The sequence below is a fragment of the Sporolituus thermophilus DSM 23256 genome, assembly GCF_900102435.1.
Taxonomy (GTDB): Bacteria; Bacillota; Negativicutes; order Sporomusales; family Thermosinaceae; genus Thermosinus; species Thermosinus thermophilus.
This window is the reverse complement of record NZ_FNBU01000002.1, coordinates 45,629-68,256: the sequence shown is the minus strand read 5'-3', so window position 1 is coordinate 68,256 and position 22,628 is coordinate 45,629. Positions and strand designations below refer to the sequence as shown.

The 22,628-nt window shown below is 48.6% G+C and carries 23 protein-coding genes and 1 pseudogene; 23 read left to right on the top strand and 1 reads right to left on the bottom strand.

Annotated features, from left to right (window positions below):
* Positions 1-100 precede the first annotated feature (100 nt).
* From BLQ99_RS01615 to BLQ99_RS01600, 4 genes are all read left to right on the top strand, one after another.
* Complete coding sequence (locus tag BLQ99_RS01615) at positions 101-493, top strand: CoA-binding protein (protein WP_093687491.1); 393 nt, start codon at positions 101-103, stop codon at positions 491-493.
* Positions 494-522: 29 nt separating this feature from the next.
* Positions 523-846: a thioredoxin gene (gene trxA, locus BLQ99_RS01610; RefSeq protein WP_093687489.1), complete on the top strand. Its 324-nt coding sequence runs from the start codon at positions 523-525 to the stop codon at positions 844-846.
* 107 nt (positions 847-953) lie between these two features.
* Entirely contained in the window at positions 954-2,897 is a 1,944-nt protein-coding gene (gene feoB / locus BLQ99_RS01605) for a ferrous iron transport protein B (RefSeq protein ID WP_093687487.1), read from the top strand.
* 14 nt (positions 2,898-2,911) lie between these two features.
* On the top strand, positions 2,912-3,148 hold the full coding sequence (locus BLQ99_RS01600) for a FeoA family protein (RefSeq protein WP_093687485.1): 237 nt from the start codon (positions 2,912-2,914) through the stop codon (positions 3,146-3,148).
* Positions 3,149-3,199: 51 nt separating this feature from the next.
* Here BLQ99_RS01600 and BLQ99_RS14715 read toward each other — a convergent pair whose 3' ends face one another.
* Entirely contained in the window at positions 3,200-3,406 is a 207-nt protein-coding gene (locus BLQ99_RS14715; RefSeq protein WP_143005853.1) for a DUF1858 domain-containing protein, read from the bottom strand.
* 499 nt (positions 3,407-3,905) lie between these two features.
* Here BLQ99_RS14715 and BLQ99_RS01590 point away from each other — a divergent pair, with 499 nt between their 5' ends.
* The 19 genes and pseudogenes from BLQ99_RS01590 to BLQ99_RS01500 all read left to right on the top strand — a co-directional run bounded on the left by BLQ99_RS01590 (position 3,906) and on the right by BLQ99_RS01500 (position 22,621).
* Positions 3,906-4,364, top strand: coding sequence for a YbaK/EbsC family protein (locus tag BLQ99_RS01590; protein WP_093687481.1), 459 nt, complete (start codon positions 3,906-3,908; stop codon positions 4,362-4,364).
* On the top strand, positions 4,355-5,086 hold the full coding sequence (locus BLQ99_RS01585) for an SIR2 family NAD-dependent protein deacylase (protein WP_093687479.1): 732 nt from the start codon (positions 4,355-4,357) through the stop codon (positions 5,084-5,086). The genes BLQ99_RS01590 and BLQ99_RS01585 overlap by 10 nt, the downstream gene beginning before the upstream one ends.
* A gap of 36 nt (positions 5,087-5,122) precedes the next feature.
* A complete protein-coding gene (locus BLQ99_RS14710) occupies positions 5,123-5,269 on the top strand; it encodes a polysaccharide deacetylase family protein (RefSeq protein ID WP_143005852.1) in 147 nt (48 codons plus the stop codon).
* A gap of 238 nt (positions 5,270-5,507) precedes the next feature.
* Positions 5,508-5,939 (top strand): division/cell wall cluster transcriptional repressor MraZ, encoded by a 432-nt coding sequence (gene mraZ, locus BLQ99_RS01575; protein WP_093687477.1) that lies wholly within the window; start codon positions 5,508-5,510, stop codon positions 5,937-5,939.
* A 13-nt stretch (positions 5,940-5,952) separates the two neighbouring features.
* Complete coding sequence (rsmH, locus tag BLQ99_RS01570; RefSeq protein WP_093687475.1) at positions 5,953-6,885, top strand: 16S rRNA (cytosine(1402)-N(4))-methyltransferase RsmH; 933 nt, start codon at positions 5,953-5,955, stop codon at positions 6,883-6,885.
* A 44-nt stretch (positions 6,886-6,929) separates the two neighbouring features.
* Entirely contained in the window at positions 6,930-7,379 is a 450-nt protein-coding gene (gene ftsL / locus BLQ99_RS01565; protein ID WP_093687473.1) for a cell division protein FtsL, read from the top strand.
* A gap of 8 nt (positions 7,380-7,387) precedes the next feature.
* Positions 7,388-9,493 (top strand): stage V sporulation protein D, encoded by a 2,106-nt coding sequence (locus BLQ99_RS01560; RefSeq protein ID WP_093687471.1) that lies wholly within the window; start codon positions 7,388-7,390, stop codon positions 9,491-9,493.
* A 65-nt stretch (positions 9,494-9,558) separates the two neighbouring features.
* Positions 9,559-11,049, top strand: coding sequence for a UDP-N-acetylmuramoyl-L-alanyl-D-glutamate--2,6-diaminopimelate ligase (locus tag BLQ99_RS01555; RefSeq protein ID WP_093687469.1), 1,491 nt, complete (start codon positions 9,559-9,561; stop codon positions 11,047-11,049).
* Positions 11,050-12,414 carry a UDP-N-acetylmuramoyl-tripeptide--D-alanyl-D-alanine ligase gene (locus BLQ99_RS01550; protein WP_093687467.1) on the top strand — a complete coding sequence of 455 codons (1,365 nt, stop codon included), beginning with the start codon at positions 11,050-11,052 and terminating at the stop codon, positions 12,412-12,414.
* A 17-nt stretch (positions 12,415-12,431) separates the two neighbouring features.
* The gene (gene mraY, locus BLQ99_RS01545) at positions 12,432-13,412 is read left to right on the top strand and encodes a phospho-N-acetylmuramoyl-pentapeptide-transferase (protein ID WP_093687465.1); all 981 of its coding nucleotides are present in this window, start codon (positions 12,432-12,434) and stop codon (positions 13,410-13,412) included.
* Positions 13,409-14,758 (top strand): UDP-N-acetylmuramoyl-L-alanine--D-glutamate ligase, encoded by a 1,350-nt coding sequence (murD, locus tag BLQ99_RS01540; RefSeq protein WP_093687463.1) that lies wholly within the window; start codon positions 13,409-13,411, stop codon positions 14,756-14,758. Before mraY ends, murD begins: the two co-directional genes overlap by 4 nt.
* 14 nt (positions 14,759-14,772) lie before the next feature.
* Positions 14,773-15,873: a stage V sporulation protein E gene (gene spoVE, locus BLQ99_RS01535; protein ID WP_245690209.1), complete on the top strand. Its 1,101-nt coding sequence runs from the start codon at positions 14,773-14,775 to the stop codon at positions 15,871-15,873.
* 11 nt (positions 15,874-15,884) lie between these two features.
* Entirely contained in the window at positions 15,885-17,006 is a 1,122-nt protein-coding gene (murG, locus tag BLQ99_RS01530) for an undecaprenyldiphospho-muramoylpentapeptide beta-N-acetylglucosaminyltransferase (RefSeq protein WP_093687459.1), read from the top strand.
* A gap of 69 nt (positions 17,007-17,075) precedes the next feature.
* Positions 17,076-18,458 carry a UDP-N-acetylmuramate--L-alanine ligase gene (murC, locus tag BLQ99_RS01525; protein ID WP_093687457.1) on the top strand — a complete coding sequence of 461 codons (1,383 nt, stop codon included), beginning with the start codon at positions 17,076-17,078 and terminating at the stop codon, positions 18,456-18,458.
* A gap of 58 nt (positions 18,459-18,516) precedes the next feature.
* Positions 18,517-19,770 carry a UDP-N-acetylglucosamine 1-carboxyvinyltransferase gene (murA, locus tag BLQ99_RS01520; RefSeq protein WP_093687455.1) on the top strand — a complete coding sequence of 418 codons (1,254 nt, stop codon included), beginning with the start codon at positions 18,517-18,519 and terminating at the stop codon, positions 19,768-19,770.
* 12 nt (positions 19,771-19,782) lie between these two features.
* A complete protein-coding gene (locus tag BLQ99_RS01515) occupies positions 19,783-20,733 on the top strand; it encodes a D-alanine--D-alanine ligase (protein WP_093687453.1) in 951 nt (316 codons plus the stop codon).
* Between the two features lie 96 nt (positions 20,734-20,829).
* Positions 20,830-21,582, top strand: coding sequence for a cell division protein FtsQ/DivIB (locus BLQ99_RS01510; protein ID WP_093687451.1), 753 nt, complete (start codon positions 20,830-20,832; stop codon positions 21,580-21,582).
* Between the two features lie 17 nt (positions 21,583-21,599).
* Positions 21,600-22,292: a DUF881 domain-containing protein gene (locus BLQ99_RS01505; RefSeq protein WP_093687449.1), complete on the top strand. Its 693-nt coding sequence runs from the start codon at positions 21,600-21,602 to the stop codon at positions 22,290-22,292.
* Positions 22,293-22,621, top strand: a pseudogene (locus BLQ99_RS01500) (small basic family protein).
* Positions 22,622-22,628 lie beyond the last annotated feature (7 nt).

Genomic DNA, 22,628 nt, shown 5'->3' with positions numbered 1-22,628 from the left:
GTAAAGAAAGCCAAAAGCTGTATAATACGACGCGAGTTGACTCAAAATACCAAGAGGAATATAATGTAAATAAAATTTATGGACAAGGAGAGGAAAATAATTGAAACTTATAGATGATTTTCTCAAACTAAAAACATGGGCCGTAGTCGGAGCGACGAATAATCGGGAAAAGTTTGGTTTTAAAATTTTTCACTTCTTACGTGAGTCAGGGTATAAAGTGTATGCGGTAAATCCGGGCGTCACGGAAATTGAGGGCGAAAAATGCTATCCGACACTTGGCGACCTTCCTGACAAGCCAGACGTCGTAGACATTGTTGTACCTCCGCGCGTAGGGGAGAAGATTTTGCATGATTGTGCTAAACTAAATATTAAAAATGTGTGGCTGCAGCCGGGGGCTGATACAGAACAAGTAATCCGCACCGCGGAAAGCCTAGGGCTTAATGTTGTCCATCATGCTTGCGTTATGGTTGAAATTCGCAACCGTAAAGCATAAACTACAGCGTAACTGAAGGGAGGATTAAGATGGCAAATGTTTTAAACGTCAATGAGACCAATTTCCAAGAAGAGGTGCTAGACTCAGCCAAACCGGTGCTGGTCGACTTTTGGGCTCCCTGGTGTGGGTTCTGTACTAAATTATCACCGGTATTCGATGAGTTGGCGAACGAAATGGGCGACAAGGTGAAGCTGGTCAAAGTTAATGTTGACGAAAACCGTTCCTTGGCGCAAAAGTATGGTGTGATGAGCCTGCCGACCATGATCTTGTTTAAAAATGGCGAGCCTGGTGAAAAACTGATCGGCTTCATGCCTAAACAAGCCATTGCCGCCAAAATATCGCCGCTGGTATAGTTAAAAGGTGCATCGGGTTTTCCTGATGCGCCTTTTTAAGTGTGATTCATAATTGGCTTCCTCCGTGAATAGGAAATATCGTAGTGATTGGAAAGCGGAGGAAAAGCATGACGCAGCATGTGGGGAAAAAAGCGGTGCTGGTGGGAGCGCCTAACGTAGGGAAAAGTGTTTTATTTAACAATTTTACCGGCGTTTATGTCACTGTTTCGAATTATCCGGGTACAACCGTTGATATCGGTCGCGGAATGGGAAGGTTTGACGGTAATAACTGGGAAATCATTGATACACCGGGACTGTACTCCTTTATTCCCATAACCGAGGAAGAGAAAGTTACCAGGCGGCTGCTAATTAGCGAGCGTCCCGACGTAGTCGTTCATGTTATCGACGCTAAAAATATCAGGCGAATGCTCAATATGACCCTCCAATTGCTGGAGGCAGGTCTGCCGGTGATTTTGGACTTAAACATTATTGACGAGGCCGAACGTGACGGCGTTTATATAAAGCGCAGCCTGCTGGCGGAGAAACTGGGTATTCCTGTCGTTGCTACATCGGCCGTTCACCGGACAGGACTTAAAGAATTAAAAACAGCGGTAAACCGCTACCAATACCATCAGCCCACACTGCCCAAGTTTAGCAGGGCGATTGAGGAAGCCCTGGAGCGCATCGCCGGAATGTTAGTGCAGGATTATGGCATGAATAAACGAATGGTGGCGCTGCTAATGCTGCAGAGCGATCCGGAGATGCGGGAAAAACTCCAGCAGGAGCCTCGGGTTGCCTTAATTCGTAAAATTATTGGCGACTTGGCAGCCCTTTATCCGGACGGTTTGGACTATGCTTTGGCAGCCGAGCGGCAAGCCCAGGTCGACGAAATCCTGGCAGGTATTGTCCGGTACGGTAAAAAACGGCAACCAAGATTAGCTGAGCATATAGATAAGTTTGTCCGCCAACCGTTGACCGGCTTGCCGCTACTGTGTCTAGTTCTATATTTAGGGTTATATCAATTTGTCGGCCGGTTTGGCGCAGGTTTTTTGGTAGACTGGCTGGATAAACGGCTTTTTGCGGATTTCATTAATCCTATGGTGGAAAGGGCGGTTTTCGCATATTTGCCCGAGGAATGGATGCGCTCTTTAATTCTCGGCGATTATGGCCTTTTTACCCTCGGTGTCCGATATGCCGTAGTCATCATCCTGCCGATTGTTGGTACTTTTTTCCTGGCTTTTGCCCTTCTCGAAGATTGCGGGTATCTGCCGCGACTGGCGATGTTGGTCGACGGTTTCTTTCGCGGGCTTGGCTTAAACGGCCGGGCCGTTATACCGATAACGTTGGGTCTAGGGTGCGGTTCTATGGCCGTAATGGTTACCCGAACACTGGAAACGGGGCGGGAGCGTTTCTTGGCTACCTTCCTCCTGGCCTTAACGATACCATGCTCTGCCCAAATGGGGGTTGTGCTAGCGTTACTCTCCCATAACGGTAAAGCAGTTTTGCTCTGGTTGGCTTATATTACCGTCGTTTTTGGTTTGGCAGGATGGCTGGCGGCGCGGCTCGTTCCGGGGCGGCGCAGCGCTTTTTATATGGAATTACCGCCACTAAGGCTGCCTGTACTGTCTAATGTATTGACCAAGGCCTATACCCGCATGGTGTGGTATTTCGTAGAAATATTGCCGGTGTTTCTAACCACCAGTTTAGCGTTGTGGTTTGCTGACAAGGCGGGTATTCTTCAGAGCCTTGTCGGGGCTGCTAAGCCCTGGATGATGTTATTGGGCCTGCCGCCGCAAACGGCCCAGATGTTTTTATTCGGTTTTTTCCGGCGTGACTACGGCGCCGCAGGGCTGTATGACATGGCTGCGGCTGGGTTGTTGGACGCCAATCAGCTTTTTGTGGCGGCCGTGACTTTAACGCTATTCGTTCCTTGTGTGGCGCAATTTGCCGTAATGATCAAGGAGCGCGGGTTGATGGCCTCGTTGTTGATGGTGTTGTTGATAGCGGCGACGGCGTTGGGGTCAGGAATAATCGCTAATTGGCTGGTTTCCTTTCCGGCTCTGCGATTATGAAAGAGGTGGAAAGTATGACCGAATATATAGCCGTATTATGCCTCAAGCCGGGGCAGCGCGGCAGAGTGGCCCGCCTGCAGACAACGGAAGAAAAACATATCCATAAACTAACCGCTTTTGGGCTTTTTCCAGGGGTGGAGGTGGAAGTAGAGCAAACTTATCCTGCTTTTGTTCTGCGTCTTGACAACAGCAGACTGGCAGTTGACCGGGAAATTGCCCGCGTCATTCTGGTAAATCCGCTAAATGGTTAATAAAAAAGACAAGGCGTTATGCCCTGTCTTTTTTGTCTTGGCCGTATAGTATCAACCGTTTGGCTGGACGGCTTTGTTTAAGTCTGCCATTAAGGCGTCAATATCGATCCCATGAGCTAGAGCACCCTGCTCTATATTCTCGAAACGAGCCGCCGCTCAGCCAAAACAACCCATTCCGTATTTACGGAAAACTTCTACTGTTTCGGGGTATTTTTGTACCACTTCGAGAATACTCATCTCTTTGGTAATTACGGGCATCTGTTCAAACCCCCTTTCAATAGAACATTATGGCAAAACAAGAGCCACAAGAATTATATCATAAAATTGGACAGTGTGTCATGGAATTCCTTCGTTTGATAGCGTCAAATATCATCGGCATTTAGCGAAGTCAGCTTGTCTGAAAACGGGTTGAATAAGGATGTGCTAGCATTTAAGAAATCTTGGTTCGAATCTTGTAAGCTTTTCACTATTATTGTGGCTGCTTCAATGTTGACTATGCAATTTGACGGCTAGTATTTTTTGTCACAAATAGTTAAAATACAAAATATAGACAACATGGAACTTAGTGGTTTTTGTCTTGCTTTTGCTATTGTTCCGCCTGCAGAAAAAAGAGACGTTAAAGCCGGCAATCGGTTTTTGCTTTTTCTGTTCCTTTTTTCAATTGGGAAAGCGGTAACTGGCGGGATGCGGCTGTTGGCGCGCCGGTACTGTCAAAGAAAATTGCAGGTTAGACGATTGGATGAATAGGAGGGGTTTTATGCCACTTGAACGGGTAAAAAAATTCTTGGAGCCGTATTCGGATTTAGAGGTAATTTTATTTGACAGCAGTACACACACTGCAGAAATGGCGGCTCAGACCCTGGGGGTTACCGTTGGTCAAATTGCTAAGACCCTTGTCTTTATCGCCGAAGGAAACCCGTTATTAGTTGTTACTTGCGGCGACAAAAAAGTAAACACAAAACTATTGGCCAAAGCAATAGGAGTTAAGAAGGTCAAATTTGCCGATAGCGCAATAGTGGAGGAATTTACCGGGTTTCCTCCGGGTGGAGTGTCGCCGGTAGGCCTTCTTAAAGTGCTACCTGTTTATCTGGACCAAAGCCTATATGAGTATGATATCGTCTATGCTGCGGCCGGTACCGCTAACTCGGCCTTGCCCATTGCCCCGGAAAGGCTGCGCCAAATTACCAACGGCTGCGTGATTGACGTATGCAAATAGCACGGGACTTGGCTAAGCTTGTAGAGCGCCTGCGGGCGGCCAGTCATGTAACTGTTCTTACCGGCGCCGGGATTTCAACGGCGAGCGGTATCCCGGACTTTCGCGGCATTAACCGGATTAATACTGATTTGTCTCAACTTACTTCGACATTTATGCGCCGCCAGCCAGCTAAGGCGTACGAAGTGCTTCGCCCGTTAATCCAAACTATTTTAGCTGCCACGCCGAATGCCGCGCATATTGCGCTGGCTCGTCTTTTGGCCAAAGGGGTGTTGCGCGGCCTATTGACGCAAAATATTGATGGCTTGCACAGCCGGGCGGGTACCGGGGTGGTTTGGGAGCTGCATGGTAATTTGTATCGCGGCTATTGTATGGAATGTAGAACAGAGTATGACATGAACGGGCCTTTAGTCGCTTTCCTGCAAAGCGGACAACTTCCTACCTCTGCCTGTTGCGGCGCTGTCTTGCGGCCCGATATAGTGCTGTTCGGTGATAAACTACCGATGGAGACATGGCGGCAGGCCGAACGGCTGGCTCGTGCCAGCGACCTTATGCTGGTGATCGGCTCAACCCTGGAGGTTGCTCCTGCCTGCTATCTCCCGGAACTGAGCAGGGAAACCGCTATCATTAACTTGGGGCCAACGGCTATGGACCACAAGGCAATATTGAAAATTGAATGCGATGCTATCACTGGTTGTAAATATTTGCTCCGGCACCTGGCATAGTTTGGCTGGATACAACTGTCTAACGATCCTCACTATATGAATTGGGACCAGGTACGGGAATTGCAAAAAGACGGTTTTACATTCAGTTCACATACGGCCAGTCACGCGGTGCTGACCAAGCTTTCGGCTGAAGATGCTTTGGTTATGGCCAGGCAGGTGTTAGCAGTGATCCTTATGCGCTAGAACGGATTCCTATTTTTAAAAGTGCCAAAACCTTTCGTAGTTTTTTAATTCGCCTTAACGGCGCACCATTGCTTGAAAGATTAGGGATTATTCGCAACTAGGTCTTTCTTCCTAATTTTAGAATTTCTTTAAAATCCTCCGTTAATATGGAGGATTTTTCTTTTTTAACCCGAAAGTATTCAAAAAGTGGAGGATAGTGGTGTAAAGTGGTGAAGTCCGGCAAGGTGGTGAAACAGCCGTGCTGATGGGAGAATACCTGCATATAATTGACACTAAAGGACGGCTGATTTTACCGGCTAAATTCCGGGCTGAGTTGGGAGACAGGCTCATCGCCACTAAAGGCTTGGATACTTGTGTGTTTGTATACGGTCTGGAAGAGTGGGCCATCCTAGAAAACAAGCTTAAGCAACTGCCGTTGGCCAAGCCGGAAGCCCGGGCCTTTGTCCGTTTCTTCTTTGCCGGTGCGGCTGAACTGGAATGCGATAAACAGGGCCGGATACTATTGCCCAATAATCTGCGTGAGTATGCTCAGCTGGATAAAGATGTAGTCGTTATCGGCGTATCTAACCGCGTGGAAATTTGGAGCAAGAAGATCTGGGATGATTATAACAACCAACTTGGCCCGACAGTGGCGCAAATGGCGGAAGAATTGGTCGACTTGGGCATCTGATGGAGTGATTGTCGTGGAGTTTTATCATAAAACGGTACTCTTAGAAGAAACTGTATCAGCACTTGTTACCAATCCGGCCGGGATTTATGTCGATTGTACGCTCGGCGGCGGTGGTCATTCGGCGCTTATTGCCAGCCGGCTCAACCCGCAAGGACGGTTGATTGGCATCGATCAGGATCCGGCGGCCATTGCAGCGGGACAAGCGCGGCTTGTCGGGGCTTCCTGCCGGATCGATCTGGTGCGTGACAATTTCCGCAATTTATCCCAAATCCTGACGACGCTCGGTATTGAGTCTGTAGATGGAGTGCTTTTTGATTTAGGGGTATCTTCTCATCAGCTTGATGTGGCCCAGCGCGGGTTTTCCTACATGCAGGATGCTCCGCTCGACATGCGCATGGATCCGTCGGCGCCCATTTCGGCTTATGACGTGGTTAATACATATTCTGAGGATGAATTAACCAGGATTATCAGGGACTACGGTGAAGAGCGTTGGGCGCGGCGCATTGCTCGCTTCATTGTTCAGGCCAGAATGACCGCTCCCATTTGTACGACGGGGCAACTAACAGATATTATTAAGCGGGCAATTCCTGCCGCCGCCCGGTGTGAAGGGCCCCACCCGGCAAAGCGGACCTTTCAGGCTATCCGCATTGAGGTAAATAATGAGCTTAGTATTTTACACGACGCGTTTATCTCAGCGGTAGAATTTTTAAAATGCGGCGGTCGCATTTGCATCATTACCTTCCATTCACTGGAAGACCGCATCGCGAAACATACGCTGCAATCATTAGCCAAAGGTTGCGTGTGTCCCCCGCAATTGCCAGTTTGCGTTTGTCATAACAAACCAAAAGTGAAGATTTTAGGCAAGCCGATTACCCCTACGGAAAAAGAACTGGATGATAATCACCGGGCCCGTAGCGCCAAATTACGCGTGGCGGAAAAGGTTTGATTGTGGCGGTATTTTGTTCTAATTTAAGGGGAGGGTCAATACATATGTTAGTGAATAAACGGCAAGAGTGGTTTGTATATGAAGAGCAAGTTGCCCCACCCGTTGAAACGCCCAGTCCCCGGCTTAAGCGACGGGGAAAGCTGAATTTCCTGTCGGCAATATTCATTGCGGCGGTAATGGCGCTTCTCGTTACAGTACAAAGTGCGGCCATTGTACAGGCCGGCTACGATTTGGTGCAAATGAAAGCGCAACTGGCGAAATTGGAAAAAGAAAACGAGCTCCTGCGTTTAGATATTGCCAAGCTAAAGTCGCCGCAACGAATCCAGCATATTGCTACAAGCCAACTGGGCATGGTCGTACCTGAGAGAATCTATTGTTCTGCCAACACGACGAACACGGCGGAAAAAGCGCAGGGAACGACCGGAAGTACCGTAGCCGGTGAAATTCGTAATTTCTTTACAGTCGGCAGGGCGGAGGCGAGTAAGGGGCGCTAATCTAAGTAATGGGGGAGAATTGTGTGGCGCCTACTTCGTCCCATGTTACCGTTCGGAAGAGAGTGGCTATTCTGTTTCTTTGTGCCACGGTCATTATGGCAGGGCTTGTCTGTCGTTTAGCCTATTTACAATTTTATAAAAGCGCCTGGTTGGCCGAGAATGCCGTAGACCAGCGGGTGAGAGATATTCCCGTCGAGGCTAAGCGAGGTATTATTTTTGACCGGAACGGCAGAGAACTGGCAGTAAGTATTAGTACCGAGTCCGTCTATGCCATCCCCGCCGAAATACGCGATCCTGAAGAAACAGCAGCCAAACTGGCTGCTATTTTAGCGTTGGATGCCAATAATTTGGCGGCAAAATTAAAAAAGCGGCAGGCTTTTATGTGGGTCAAACGCAAGATTGATGCAAATACCGCTAAAGCCGTAAAGATGCTTAATTTGCCGGGAATTGGTCTGACTCAGGAAAGTCAGCGTTATTATCCCCACGACAATGTAGCCGCTCATATTCTAGGATTTACCGGCATTGACAGCCAGGGGCTGGACGGTGTGGAGCTGACTTTTGACAACTACCTGCGGGGTCGGCCGGGAAGCATTGTTGTAGAATATGATGCCCGCGGGCGGGAAATACCCCAAGCGACCCACCGCTTTGTTCCGCCTACCGACGGTCATAATATTTATTTAACTATCGACATTGTGATTCAGCAAATTGTCGAGCGGGAATTGGAACGGGTCGTGAAGGATACTCAGGCCAAGGCGGCCACAATTATTATCATGAAGCCCGACACGGGAGAAATATTGGCCTTGGCTAACCGACCGGACTACAATCCGAACAGGTTTGCCGAATACTCACCGAAACTGTGGCGGAACGTGGCTGTTTCAAACGCCTATGAGCCTGGTTCAACGTTTAAAATTATTACGTCGGCGGCTGCCATGAGCGAGAAGGTGGTTAGACTTGAAGACCGGTTTTTTGATCCGGGGTCAGTAGAGGTGCAGGGACGGCATATTCGCTGCTGGAAGCATGGCGGCCACGGTAGCCAAAGTTTCACTCAGGTAGTGGAAAACTCATGTAACGTTGGCTTTGTTAATATAGGTCTGCGTTTGGGAAGCGAAGCTTTTTACGATTATATTGAGGAGTTTGGTTTTGGACGGTTAACCGGCATTGATCTTCCCGGTGAAGCCAAAGGAATACTAATTGACAAGACAAAAGTCAAGCCTATTAATATTGCTACCATGGCCATTGGCCAGAGTATCGCCGTTACGCCTATTCAACTACTGACCGCAGTTTCGGCTGTTGCCAATGATGGTCAGTTTAACAGGCCGCAAATTGTTCGCGAAGTGCGTGATAAATCAGGCCAAATAATTAGAGGTTTCCAGGTTGACGTTATAAGTCGGGTGATGGAAGCGTCTGTTGCCCGTGAATTAAAAGGAATTCTGGAAAAAGTTGTTGAAGAAGGAACAGGCCGAAATGCTTATATTGAAGGATTTCGCATTGCCGGCAAGACAGGAACAGCACAAAAAGTAGGGGGAGGAGGCTATCTTCCGGATAAATATGTAGCATCCTTTATCGGATTTGCTCCCGCTGACCACCCGCAGGTGGCAATGCTGGTTATTATCGACGAGCCGGTGGGACTTTACTATGGTGGGCAGATTGCCGCTCCGGTTTTCGCGGCTGTAATGAAAGATGTATTGCCGTATCTTAAAGTTGCGCCGCAAGCTTCCGCCAGCGGCGGGGCTGAAAGCAAAGAAGCGCATATTGTCGTACCAAGTGTGATTAATCTGCCCATCGCGGATGCAATACAGGCTTTACAGAAAGCCGGACTTGCCTCCCGTATCGAAGAAGCAGGTGAACGTATAGCCGACCAAATTCCAAAACCGGGCAGCCGTGTACCTAAAAATTCTACAATTTTGCTATATACCCAAACTCCCAGATATATAGAGGGTGAAGTGACTGTTCCTGATTGCACCGGGAAGTCCCTGATAGAAGCCACAAATTTACTGGCCGAGCTTGGTCTCTCTATAAAGCCAAACGGATATGGAACGAAGGCGCTTCGGCAGGATCCCGCACCGGGGAGCAAGGTTGTCGTGGGATCGGTAGTGACCATTTACTTTGAATAGATTTTCAATGGTTAATTTTTGGCAATTTTGGCAAATACTATAGATATATTGCAGGAGGAAAGGACATGGCAAAGAACTTACAAGAATTAGTGGCTTTGATGCCCGGCTGCGAAGTGAGCGGCGATATCAATCTGACAATTACGGCAGTGACCTACGATTCCCGCCAAGCAAAGCCAGGCTCGCTCTTCATTTGCCTAACGGGCTCAAAAGTTGACGGACATGATTACATTGCTCAGGCCCGTGCGGGCGGCGCCGTTGCCGTCCTTGTAGAAAAAGAGGTAAATGTTGAACCAGGAATAACGGTGATAAAAGTTCCGGATACGCGGGCGGCAATGCAGGCCATTACGCCCTTTTTTTTCGATTATCCCAGCCAAAAGCTGCGGGTAATCGGCGTTACGGGGACGAACGGAAAAACTACTACCACCCATTTAATCCGGAGTATTCTTATGCAGGCCGGATATAAAGTCGGGCTGATTGGCACTATCCATACTTTAATTGGCGACCGTACCTTACCGGTGAAAAATACCACCCCTGATGTGGTTGACCTGCAAGGCCTGCTGGCCGAAATGGTTGCAGCCGGCGTGGATTATGCCGTTATGGAGGTTTCTTCCCATGCTTTGGCACTAAACCGTACAGCCGGCTGTGAATTTGATGTTGGCGTTTTTACCAATATTACACGTGACCACCTTGATTTTCATGTCACTTTTGAAAATTACATTGATGCCAAAGCCGAACTGTTCCGTCTTATCGGCAAGCCCGACAATGTTAAAACAGGTAAAAGCGCGGTCATCAATACCGACGATCCGGCGGCTAACCATATGTTGCGGGAAGTGACTTACCACGCCATTACCTACGGCGTGCAGGATAAGGCCGACGTCACGGCGCGCAATATCAATATACGGGCTGACGGGGCAAAGTTTGAAGCTGTAACGGCCAAGGGGATAATACCGCTTGCTCTGCAAATAACCGGTCTTTTTAATGTATATAATGTACTGGCAGCCATTGGCGTTGCTTTGGCGGAAGGCATCGAGCCCGACGTTATAAAAACCGCCCTTGAGGCATTTCGCAGTGTGCCCGGCCGATTTGAAATCGTTGACGTCGGTCAGCCTTTTACCGTTATTGTGGATTATGCCCATACCCCTGATGGTTTGGAAAACATTTTAAAAACAGCGCGGCAATTTGCCCAGCGACGGATAATTGCCGTTTTCGGCTGTGGCGGTGACCGTGACCGGACCAAGCGGCCAATTATGGGGCGTCTTGCAGCCGAGTATGCCGATGTAGTAGTTGCCACTTCTGATAATCCACGCACGGAAGATCCCGTTGCGATTTTAAAGGAGATTGAAGTCGGTATTCGCGAGGGGATTAAACCCGGCAAGAATTATGAAGTAATTGTCGACCGACGGCAAGCCATTGCGCGCGCGCTCAACCTGGCTGAGCCGCAAGACATTGTTATCATTGCCGGCAAAGGTCATGAAACATACCAAATTCTGAAAGACAAGACTATTCCTTTTGATGATCGGGAGGTTGCCCGCGAAATTATCAGGGAGATGAGATAAATGGCGAAGTTTACAGTATCCGAAGTATGCTTGGCAGTACAGGGCAGCCTTATCGGCGGCTTTGCCGATATTACCTTTGCCGGTGTTTCAACTGATACGCGAACTCTTAAGGCTGGCGACTTGTTTATCGCTCTCAGCGGTGAGCGTTTTGACGGCCATGAGTTCCTGCATCAGGCTGCTGCCAAGGGGGCAGCCGGGGTGTTGATAAGTCGGCGTGATATTGCTATACCGTTGGGGCTTACCGTCATCCTAACCGATGATACGCGGAAAGCTTTGCGGGATTTGGCAAGGTTTCATCGGCTGCGCTTTGATATTCCCGTCATTGCCATTACTGGATCAAATGGTAAAACGACGACCAAAGACATGACAGCAGCAGTTTTATCCAGTCGCTTTAAAGTATTGAAGACTGAGGCCAATTTTAATAATGAAATCGGACTGCCGCTTACCTTGCTAAACCTTATGGCCGACCATCAGGTGGCGGTAGTGGAGATGGGGATGAGGGGCAAAGGCGAAATTCGTGAACTGGCGGAAATCGCCCTGCCTAACGTCGGCGTGGTGACAAATGTCGGTGAGACCCATATTGAGCTGTTAGGTTCGCTGGAGAATATTGCCAGCGCCAAGGCGGAACTGGTAGAAGCCGTCAAGGACGGCTTGGTCGTATTAAACGCTGATAATCCCTATGTGTATGCCATGCAATCGAAAAGTAAGGCGGCAGTTACATTATATGGTCTAACCCACCAGGCTGACGTGCGCGCCGAAGACATTCGGTCAGATGGTGAGCAAACTTTTTTTGACTGCCACTATCGGGGTCAGGCGTTTGCGGTAGTGCTTCCGGCTATTGGACGGCATAATGTCTATAATGCCTTGGCGGCGATTGCCATCGGATTGGCGCTAGGCTTGACGCCCGAGGAGATTGCCGCCGGGCTGAAAAAATTTGTGCCAAGCGGCATGCGCCAACATATTGAAAAAAAGGCCGGCTACACCATTATCAACGACGCGTATAACGCCAGCCCGCTTTCTATGCAGTCGGCGATCGAAACCTTGGCCGAAATCGCCGGCGGGCGTAAGATCGCTGTCCTTGGCGATATGCTGGAACTTGGGCAGGTGGCAAAGGAGGCTCACCGGCGAGTAGGCAAACAGCTTGCTGAAATCGGGGTGGACACGGTAATTACCGTAGGAACGTTAGCCCGGGATATTGCGGTAACGGCTAAGGCTTGCGGCGTGGCTTGCGCGATAGCCTGCGATACGCATGAGGAAGCAAAGGATGCCCTTAGGCAGGTAATGCAGGTGGGAGATACTATTTTGGTTAAAGGCTCACGCGGTATGAAAATGGAGAAAGTATTGGACGTATTTGATGCCTTGTAATATCGGGGAGGATTACCATGCAAGAATTGTTGTACGCCGCAGGGATAGCTTTTGTTATAGCGCTGGCAGTTGGACCGCTTGTCATTCCCGTACTGCGACGCTTAAAGTTTGGACAGAGCATTCGGGAAGAAGGGCCGCAGCGTCATTACGCCAAGGCCGGGACGCCAACAATGGGTGGAGTGATTATTCTCGCGGCGCTGATTGTGCCGACCCTGGTCTTCGCCGGAGAAAGCGCTGAAGTATGGTTAGCCCTATTTGTAACGGTAGGGCACGGCGTTATTGGCTTTGTTGACGATTTTATTAAAGTGGTCCGCAAACGGTCACTGGGTCTTAAAGCCCGGCAAAAGCTGTTGGGACAAATCGTTATGGCTATTGCCCTTGCCTATATTGCCAGTACTTATTTCGGGCGGGGGACTGATTTATGGGTGCCGGTAACAGGCATTAATATTGATTTTGGGCCTTTGTATTATGTACTAATTTTTCTGGTACTGGTAGGAACGACAAATGCCGTTAATTTGACGGACGGACTGGACGGTCTGGCCGCCGGTACCACAACGGTAGCAGCTATGGCTTATGCTGTAATCGCGATGGCCTTTGGTAAGTCCGACCTGGCTATTTTCTGCGTTGCCCTGGCTGGAGCCACGTTGGGTTTTCTACGTTATAACATTCACCCCGCCCAAGTATTTATGGGTGATACGGGGTCGCTGGCTCTTGGCGGCGCCTTGGCGGCGGTGGCCGTACTGACGAAAACGGAACTGCTGCTTGTTCTGGTAGGTGGAATTTTTGTCATTGAAGCCCTGTCGGTAATCATTCAAGTCATCTCGTTTAAATCTACGGGAAAACGTGTTTTTAAAATGAGTCCTATTCATCATCATTTTGAACTGTCCGGTTGGTCGGAAACGAAAGTAGTAACTGTTTTTTGGCTGGTAGGAACGCTGTTTGCCGCTCTGGCATTGGTAGTTTTGGCGTTAAGCCGTACAGGAGGAATTAAGCTATGACTTTTGCTGGCATGAACATTGCGGTATTGGGCGCAGGCGTAAGCGGTATATCGGTAGCGCAGGTGCTACGCCGGCTCGGGGCTTATGTTACTTTAAGCGATGCTAAAGCGGCTGAAAAACCAGAGTTTGCGGCATTACGCGCTGCCGGTATTCGGCTCGAGCTGGGACGTCAGGATGAAAGTTTGCTAACAGGAGTCGACTTACTTGTTCTCTCGCCCGGTGTATCTATTTATGACCCTTTGGTGGAAGCCGCTCAAGTTCGAGGCATACCGGTCATGAGTGAAATCGAGGTGGCGTACCGCCTTTGCTCGGCTCCCATAATTGCTATTACCGGCACAAACGGTAAGACTACGACCACGACGCTAGTGGGTGAGATGCTTAAAGCCGCGGGCCGGGAAACAGTAGTAGGCGGCAACATCGGTCTGGCTTTATCGCAAGAGGTTGCGGGAATTTCTGAGCACGGCATTGTGGTTGCGGAAATCTCTAGTTTTCAACTGGAGGGCATTGTTGATTTTAAACCGCATATTGCCGCCGTTTTAAATATTACTCCCGACCATCTTGACCGGCACCGCTCGCTGGAAAATTACAAAGCAATGAAGGAGCGCATCTTTCGGAATCAAAGGCCGGATGACTATCTAGTCCTTAATTACGACGATCCGCTGGTGCGGGATATGGCGGAAAAGGCGCCTTCCCAAGCGGTCTTTTTCAGTCGCAAAGCCAGGTTGAGCACGGGCGCTCGCTTGGAAAACGGGACTATTGTTATGTGTTGGGAAGGAAAAACGGAAGCTATTTGTCCGGTAAAAGAAATGAAACTCTTTGGTGCTCATAATGTGGAAAATGCATTAGCCGCAAGCTGTGTCGCTTTTTTAGCCGGTGCTGATGCCGGCGCGATCGGCGCCGTTCTCCGAACGTTTACAGGGGTAGAACACCGCATTGAGCCTGTGGCGGAGATAAGGGGCGTTCGTTACTATAACGACTCAAAAGCCACTAACCCGGAATCCGCTATCAAGGCGCTTGAGGCGTTTGACGGCCATATTATTCTCATCGCCGGTGGTCGAGACAAAAAAACTGATCTCACGGAGTTTATGGAGCTAGCAAAGCAAAAGGTCGACCATTTAATTTTACTTGGTGAGGCTCAAGAACGCTTTTATCAGGCGGCAGCGGCCCATGGCGTTGCGAATATTCATTTAGTTGATAAATTCGAAGATGCGGTTACACTGGCCCATAGGCTGGCCCAGCCGCCGCAAGTGGTCCTCTTATCGCCGGCCTGTGCCAGTTATGATATGTTTAATAACTATGAGGAGCGGGGGAGAGTCTTTAAGGAGTTGGTTCGCCAGTTGAAATAGGGGGGATTAATTTGGTGGCAAGACCGAAATCGCCGGACTTTGTTCTTTTTTTTGCCGTTATCGGTTTATTAAGTCTGGGCATTGTCATGGTCTACAGCTCTAGCGCTATATCCGCCTATGTCAATTTCAGCGACAGCTACTATTTTCTTAAGCGGCAATTGTTATGGACGACATTGGGGCTTATTTTCATGTTCGCGGCTCTGAACGTGGATTATCATGTTTGGCGAAACCTATCAAAACCTATTCTTGTTTTGACAATTATCCTGTTGGTACTGGTTTTAATTCCCGGCTTGGGCAAAGTTGTCAACGGTGCTCGCCGGTGGTTGGGTTTCGGCTCGTTTTATCTGCAGCCTTCGGAAATTGCTAAACTAAGTATGGTTATGTTCTGCGCCCATAGCTTGTCCAAGTACCAGGATAAAATTACCAGCTTCATGCGCGGCATTAGCCCGCATCTTCTGCTGTTACTGCTTGTTTTTGGTTTAATTTTGAAAGAGCCTGACCTGGGAACAGCCTTGGTAATCGGTGGAACAGTATTTATCCTGCTGTTTGCGGCGGGAGCCAAAATTTCGCATCTCGCATCCCTCGGCATAGCCGGCGTCGTAGGTATTGTGGTTGCGATTATTGTCGAGCCCTATCGGCTCCGGCGACTGCTGGCATTCAGCGACCCTTGGGCCGATCCCCTGAATTCCGGGTACCATATTATCCAGTCGCTTTACGCTTTGGGTTCAGGGGGACTGTTTGGGGTAGGTCTTGGTCGCAGCCGGGAAAAGTTTTTGTATTTACCTGAACCGCATACTGACTTTATCTTTGCCATTTTGGGCGAAGAACTTGGGTTCATTGGTACTGTCACGGTTATAATTCTGTTCTTTTTATTTGCCTGGCGTGGTTTTCGTATTGCGATTTTGGCGCCAGACATCTATGGCAGCATGCTTGCGGCCGGGATTACAACCATGATAGTATTACAAGCGCTAATGAATATCGCTGTTGTTACGGCGTCCATGCCGGTGACAGGCATTCCGCTGCCGTTTATCAGTTTTGGCGGATCAGCCTTAATTTTTACTTTGGCCGGTATAGGCGTGTTATTGAATATTTCACGGCATGTCAATTTGAAATGAGGTGTTTTCATATGCGCATCATTTTATCGGGCGGGGGCACAGGTGGTCACATCTACCCCGCCATTACTATCGCAAGGGCAATTGCCAAGCTCGCACCGGGGAGCGAATTTCTTTTCGTCGGTACTAAGCAGGGGCTGGAAGCCGATATTATTCCCAAGGAAGGTTTTCGGTTAACAACTATCGACGTGAGAGGACTAGAGCGGCGTCTGTCCTGGAATAACGTCAGGACAATTTTTCAGACGGTCGGCAGTCTCTGGCAGGCGCGGCAAATTGTGAAGAGTTTTTGTCCTGATATTGTAATTGGTACTGGCGGATATGTGTGTGGTCCGGTACTGTTGGCGGCAAGCCTGATGCGCATTCCTACTATAATTCAGGAGCAAAATGTCATACCGGGTATCACGAATCGGATTTTAGCCCGTTTTGTAAACAAAATTGCTGTCGGTTATGAGGAAGCGGCCAAGCATTTTTCTCGACCAGACAAAACTGTTTTTACCGGCAACCCGATAAGGCCAGAAGTGATGTCGGCTACACGCAGCGAAGGTCTGACTGCCTTCGGATTTGAAAATAATAAAATTACCGTGCTGGTTGCCGGGGGAAGTCGGGGCGCACGCAGTATAAACACAGCCATGCTGGACGTTTACCGCCGCTTTAGCGGCGACAATAAAATTCAAATCTTGCATGTCACAGGACAAAGCGATTATAATAGCATAGTTGGCAAGATTAAACAGGCTGGTATAGAAATTCCCAAATCTGGAAATATTATCATTAAACCGTATCTTTATAACATGCCACTTGCTTTGGCAGTCGCCGACCTCGTCGTATTCAGGGCAGGGGCAATTGGTCTTGCCGAAGTCACGGCTCGTGGAGTTCCCGCCATCCTTATTCCTTATCCCTATGCGGCTGAAAACCATCAGGAATATAATGCCCGGGTTCTCGAAAAAAATGGGGCAGCAATTGTTATTCGTGACAGTGAACTGACGGGGGAAAAGTTAGTTAATACTATTGCCGATTTAGTTGCTTGTCCAGAAAAACTCCGTGCTATGGGACAGGCCAGCAGAAGGTTAGGCCGTCCACAGGCGGCGGATGATATTGCCAAGTTGGCTTTGTCATTGGTTCGCCCATTACCGGAATAGTCACACCCTAGCCGGGTGGCGCATACAATGAGATACGCTGAAGGGTGAGCGAGAAAGGGGAGAACATATTTGCTCGAGGGTCTAAAAAAAATTCATTTTGTTGGTATTGGTGGCGCGGGCATGAGCGCTATTGCCACCGTGCTGCTTGCCATGAATTATCAAATATCAGGCTCAGATATTAACCAGTCAGAAACTACGCGCAAACTTGAGCAAATGGGGGCCAAAGTTTTTATTGGTCATCGTAGCGAAAACATTAGGGATGTTGAGGCCATCGTGGTCTCCAGCGCTATTCCCGAGAGCAACCCGGAAGTCCGTGCTGCCCGTGAACAGGAACTTAAAATTTTTCATCGGGCTGACATTGTAGCTGCATTGATGGCCGAGCGCGAAGGGATTGCCATAGCCGGCGCCCATGGTAAAACAACCACGACGTCGATGATCGCTCTTGTGCTGGAAAAGGCAGGCCTAGATCCTACAGTATTAATCGGGGGTGAACTTGAGTATTTCGGCGGGAATGCCAAGTACGGCAAAGGCAGATACCTTGTGGCCGAAGCAGATGAAAGCGATGGTTCGTTTTTAAAATTAGCACCGCGACTAGCGGTGGTGACGAATATTGAAAACGACCATATGGATTTTTATGAGACCATGGAAAACATCCTCTTTACGTTTAAGGAATTTCTCCATAAGATCCCCCCTAAGGACGGTCTGGCAGTACTTTGCTTTGACAATTCCTATATACGGGATATTGCTGCTTCCCTGGATCGACCCTACATATCCTACGCTATTAATCATGACGCCGAATTTACGGCGCGTGACATAAGGGTGCAGGGACCTGCCATAATTTATGACGCTTATCGTCATGATGAACTTCTCGGCACCATTCGGTTGAATGTTCCGGGCAGGCATAATGTGGCCAATTCGCTGGCGGCCCTTGCCGTTGGCCTGCATGTAGGGCTTACTTTTTCACAGGTCGCTGATGGGCTTGCCTCATTTTTTGGGGCGAAACGCCGGTTTCAGACTAAGGGTCGTGTTAACGGCATTTGGGTAGTCGATGATTATGCTCACCATCCAACGGAAATTATCACTACTCTTTTGGCTGCCAGGGAAATGCACCCAAAACGTCTGATATGCGTGTTTCAGCCGCACCGTTATTCACGCACTAAATTTTTGCGTAGCGAATTTGGGCGCGCCTTCGAGCCGGCCGATATTTTAGTTCTTACAGATATTTATCCCGCAGGGGAAAAACCCATACCTGGAATTACGGGAGAAGTCATCAAGGAGGAGGTTGAGCGCCAGACCAACCGACTAGTGACGTATATTCCCGATCGCAATAATATTGCACGTTATCTTGCAGAAATTGCCGAACCAGGTGATTTAATTATAACGATGGGCGCAGGAAATATATACAAAATAGGGGAAGAACTAGTAGAAAAATTAAATGCCGCAAATTTATAACCTTAGTACTGTCTGCAATGCTGTGACGGGTGATTGTACTTTTCTGGGAGGGATGACAGTGGAAAAGTTTGTCGTCGAAGGAGAAGTACAACTATGCGGACAGGTTACAATTAGCGGGGCTAAAAACGCCACCTTGCCGATTATGGCAGCGACGCTTCTCTGCTCTGGCGTAAGCGTGGTCCATGGCGTGCCTAATTTGCGTGATATTAAGGTAATGCAAGATATCCTGACTTTATTGGGAGCAAAAATTGTCAGAGAAGGAAACACACTTATAATTGACACAACATCTATCAATCACATGGAAGTTCCTGAACACCTAATGCGGGAAATGCGAGCTTCCGTGTTTCTTATGGGGCCGCTGCTCGGGCGGTTTCGCAAGGTGCGTCTATCCTATCCTGGAGGTTGTACCATTGGGCCGCGGCCTATCAATCTGCACATTAAGGCCTTGGAGAAAATTGGAACAAACATAAAAGAAAGTTTCGGCTTTATTATTGCTGAAGCCGCCGAGCTGGCTGGGGGTGAAATTCACTTTGATTTTCCCAGCGTGGGCGCTACCGAAAACGCCATGATGGCTGCAGCCCTAGCGAAAGGAACGACAGTTATTCGCAATGCGGCCCGTGAACCGGAAATTGTTGATCTACAGAATTTCCTAAATAGAATGGGTGCTAAAATCAGCGGTGCAGGAACAGATACAATCAGGATTGACGGTGTACCAAAACTTACCGCTACCGAGCACACGGTAATTCCGGACCGGATTGAGGCCGGTACATATTTAGTGGCGGGAGCGATGACTCGTGGCGATGTAGTTGTTGATAATATCCTTCCTGAGTTTTTGTTTTCCGTTACCGATAAACTGCAAGAAATTGGCGTCCAAATAGAAATAGGCAGGCGTTATATTCGTGTTAAGCCAGGGGATTTACGCGGTGTCGATATTAAGACGCTGCCGCACCCCGGTTTTCCTACTGACCTGCAGGCGCCTATTTTATCACTACTGACTATTGCCAAAGGAACGAGTATTATTACTGAGACAATTTTTGAAAACCGGTTCAAGCATGTAGATGAATTGACACGCATGGGTGCTAAAATAAAGGTAGAAGGACGGACCGCCATTATCAGAGGCGTGCCCAAACTAACTGGGGCTATCGTTGCTGCCCCCGACCTGCGTGCCGGCGCGGCGCTGGTTATCGCTGCACTGGCGGCGGAAGGAATATCGGAAATCGAACACATATACCACATCGATCGAGGTTATGACGGATTGGAACGAAAGCTCCAGGCTTTAGGCGCACGGATCGTTAGGCAAAACTGCGATTAGGGGGATTGTGTTTTGGAAAGGGAAAAAATTGGCGTGCTGATGGGAGGACCTTCAACTGAACGGGAAGTATCTTTAAATACGGGGAGGGCGATACTGGGCGCTTTACGGGAGAAAGGTTACGATGCAGTGGGCATTGACCTGGATCCTCCGCGGTTTTTGGAGCAATTGCGGGAAAATGGCGTCACGTTTGTTTTTAACGCCATTCATGGTAAATTTGGCGAAGACGGAGCTCTGCAAGGAGCTTTAGATCTTTTAGGCATACCTTATACAGGCTCGGGCGTGCTGGCCAGTGCTCTGGCTATGGATAAAAGCATTTCCAAACGGTTATTTCAGGCGGCCGGTATACCCACACCACGGGCCGAATTTTATACCAAGTCTGATGCTAAACGGAACTTGCCTGTCGAAATCATGCAAAAATTCTCACTTCCTTTGGTTGTAAAAGCTGCCGCCCAGGGGTCGAGCATTGGTGTGGTAATTGTCGAGGAAGAAAGTCAAGTTCAAGCCGCTGTCGCTGAGGCCTTCCGCTACAGCGACTGTATCGTGGTAGAAAATTTTATAAAGGGCACGGAATTGACGGTTGCCATACTGGGCGGAAAACCGCTTGAAGTTTTGCCGATTATCGAGATTGTGCCTCGCTCCGGCCGCTACGACTATCATTCAAAATACACTAAAGGAACGACCGAGTACATAATTCCCGCGCGAATTAATGATAATGCGGCTGAACGGGTGCGGCAGGCGGCCGTTGCCGCTTTTAACCTCCTCGGTTGCCGCGGTGTGGCTCGCGTCGATATTATGCTGGACGATGAAAATAATCCTTATGTACTGGAGGTCAATACAGTCCCGGGAATGACGGCGACCAGTCTTGTACCGAAGGCGGCAGCCGCTGCCGGCATATCTTTCGCTGATTTATGCGAACGGATACTTTTACTAGCCAAAGAGGAAAGGATTTCCAGGCAGCCGTAAGTGCTGCCTTTATTTTTTAGTTTATCTTATGAAATAACATGGTGTATAATTACTTCGGAGACGTTAAAGCCCCAAGAACAAGAGGTGGGTCGAAAATTGCGAACATCGGAAAGGGTCACAGCGGCCCGCGACGCTAAGTCTACGACTGCGCGGGGGTTTATTATTTTGCTGCTGGCGCTATTAGCGCTGCTAACGGCTTTTCTTTTTGTTAACTCCACCTACTTTACCGTTGGTTCTGTAGTTGTACAAGGTAATAAATATGTTGCGGTAGACGACATTTACCGCATTGCCGGTATTCCTGAACGTATTAATATTTTCCGGCTTCATACCGGTGACATTCAGGAACGGTTAAAAAACGACCTCAGGATTGCCGAGGTCGAAGTTACGCGCCAGTTTCCTACTACAATTATTATTAATGTTAAGGAGCGGCTGCCGTTGGCCTATGTAGCCAGTAGCTATGGTTTTGTTCAGATAGACAAGCAGGGCGTAGTGTTGGCTGCGTTTAAAAATCTTCGCCAGGTTAATGTGCCTATTATTACTGGCATACGGCTGGGCAATGTTTATGTTGGCGATCGGGTGGATGCACTACCGCTACAAAACGCTCTCGCTTATCTGGCAGCCCTTGACGAACCGGTCTTGAACCAACTTTCCGAGCTTAATATTCAGTCGCCTGACCAAATGATAGCTTATACGGTGAATTCTGTACGTATCCGGGTGGGCAAAGGCGAGCGTTTAGAAGAAAAGGCCAAACTGACGCGCGACATTCTGGCAGAAATTCAGCAGCGGAACATGCCGGTAGATTATGTGGATCTTAATTTTGCGTCTCCTTTCATCAAATTTAAACAGTAAAAGCAGAGGTGGTTGTTTTGCTTCAAATTAAGCAAGGCCAGGTCGCTATTGCCCTTGTCTGCGTAGTCCTTGGCATTATGCTTGCGGTACAGTTTCGTACAACCCAGGACATTCGGTCAACCATTCCGTTTCAACGGCTTGAGGACTTGTCGCAACGTCTGATCCAGACGGAAAAGGAGAGGGATGCTTTACTGAAGGAAGTTCATCAGCTCCGTCAAGCTACCGGGATGGAGGCCGCTTCCCGCGAAACAGAACTTATTAAGATGGGCGCAGGGGTAGTCGCGCTACACGGTCCTGGCATCATCGTAACTATTGACGATAGCAAGCGTCCGAGTAAACCTAATGAAAACCCGAATCTTTACTTAATTCATGATGACGATATTTTGAAAGTGATCAATGAATTATGGGCAGCGGGGGCCGAGGCCATGTCGATTAATGAACAACGGCTGATTGCCACTTCGGAAATTCGTTGCGCCGGGCCAACCTTATCGGTAAACAATACCCGTTACTCGCCCCCTTATGAAATTCGTGCTATTGGTGATCCCAAAACACTGGAGAATGCTCTTAGAATGCGGGGAGGAGTTGTAGAAACACTGCAATTTTGGGGGATACAGGTTTCGATTAAACGGCAGGATGACATTACTATTCCCGCTTATAAAGGGACTTTTCGCTTCGAATACGCGAAACCGGTAAAGGACGGTGAAAAATAAATGATTCTGCCAGTAGCCGGTTTAGTCATCGGCCTTATTATTGGAATAATGTTCCCGATTAGCGTGCCTGCCGAGTATGCAAAATTTATGTCGGTAGCCCTCCTGGCTTCGCTTGACTCGGTTTTTGGCGGACTGCGGGCCGGTATCGAGGAGAAATTTGATAATACGGTATTTATTACTGGTTTTTTACTAATGCTCTCCTGGCCGCTGGCCTAGTTTATATTGGCGACCGCTTAGGCATTGATTTATATTATGTAGCGTTATTGGCTTTTGGGTTACGGGTGTTTCAGAATTTAGCTATTATCCGACGTTATATCTTAAAAAAATGAACCTTTT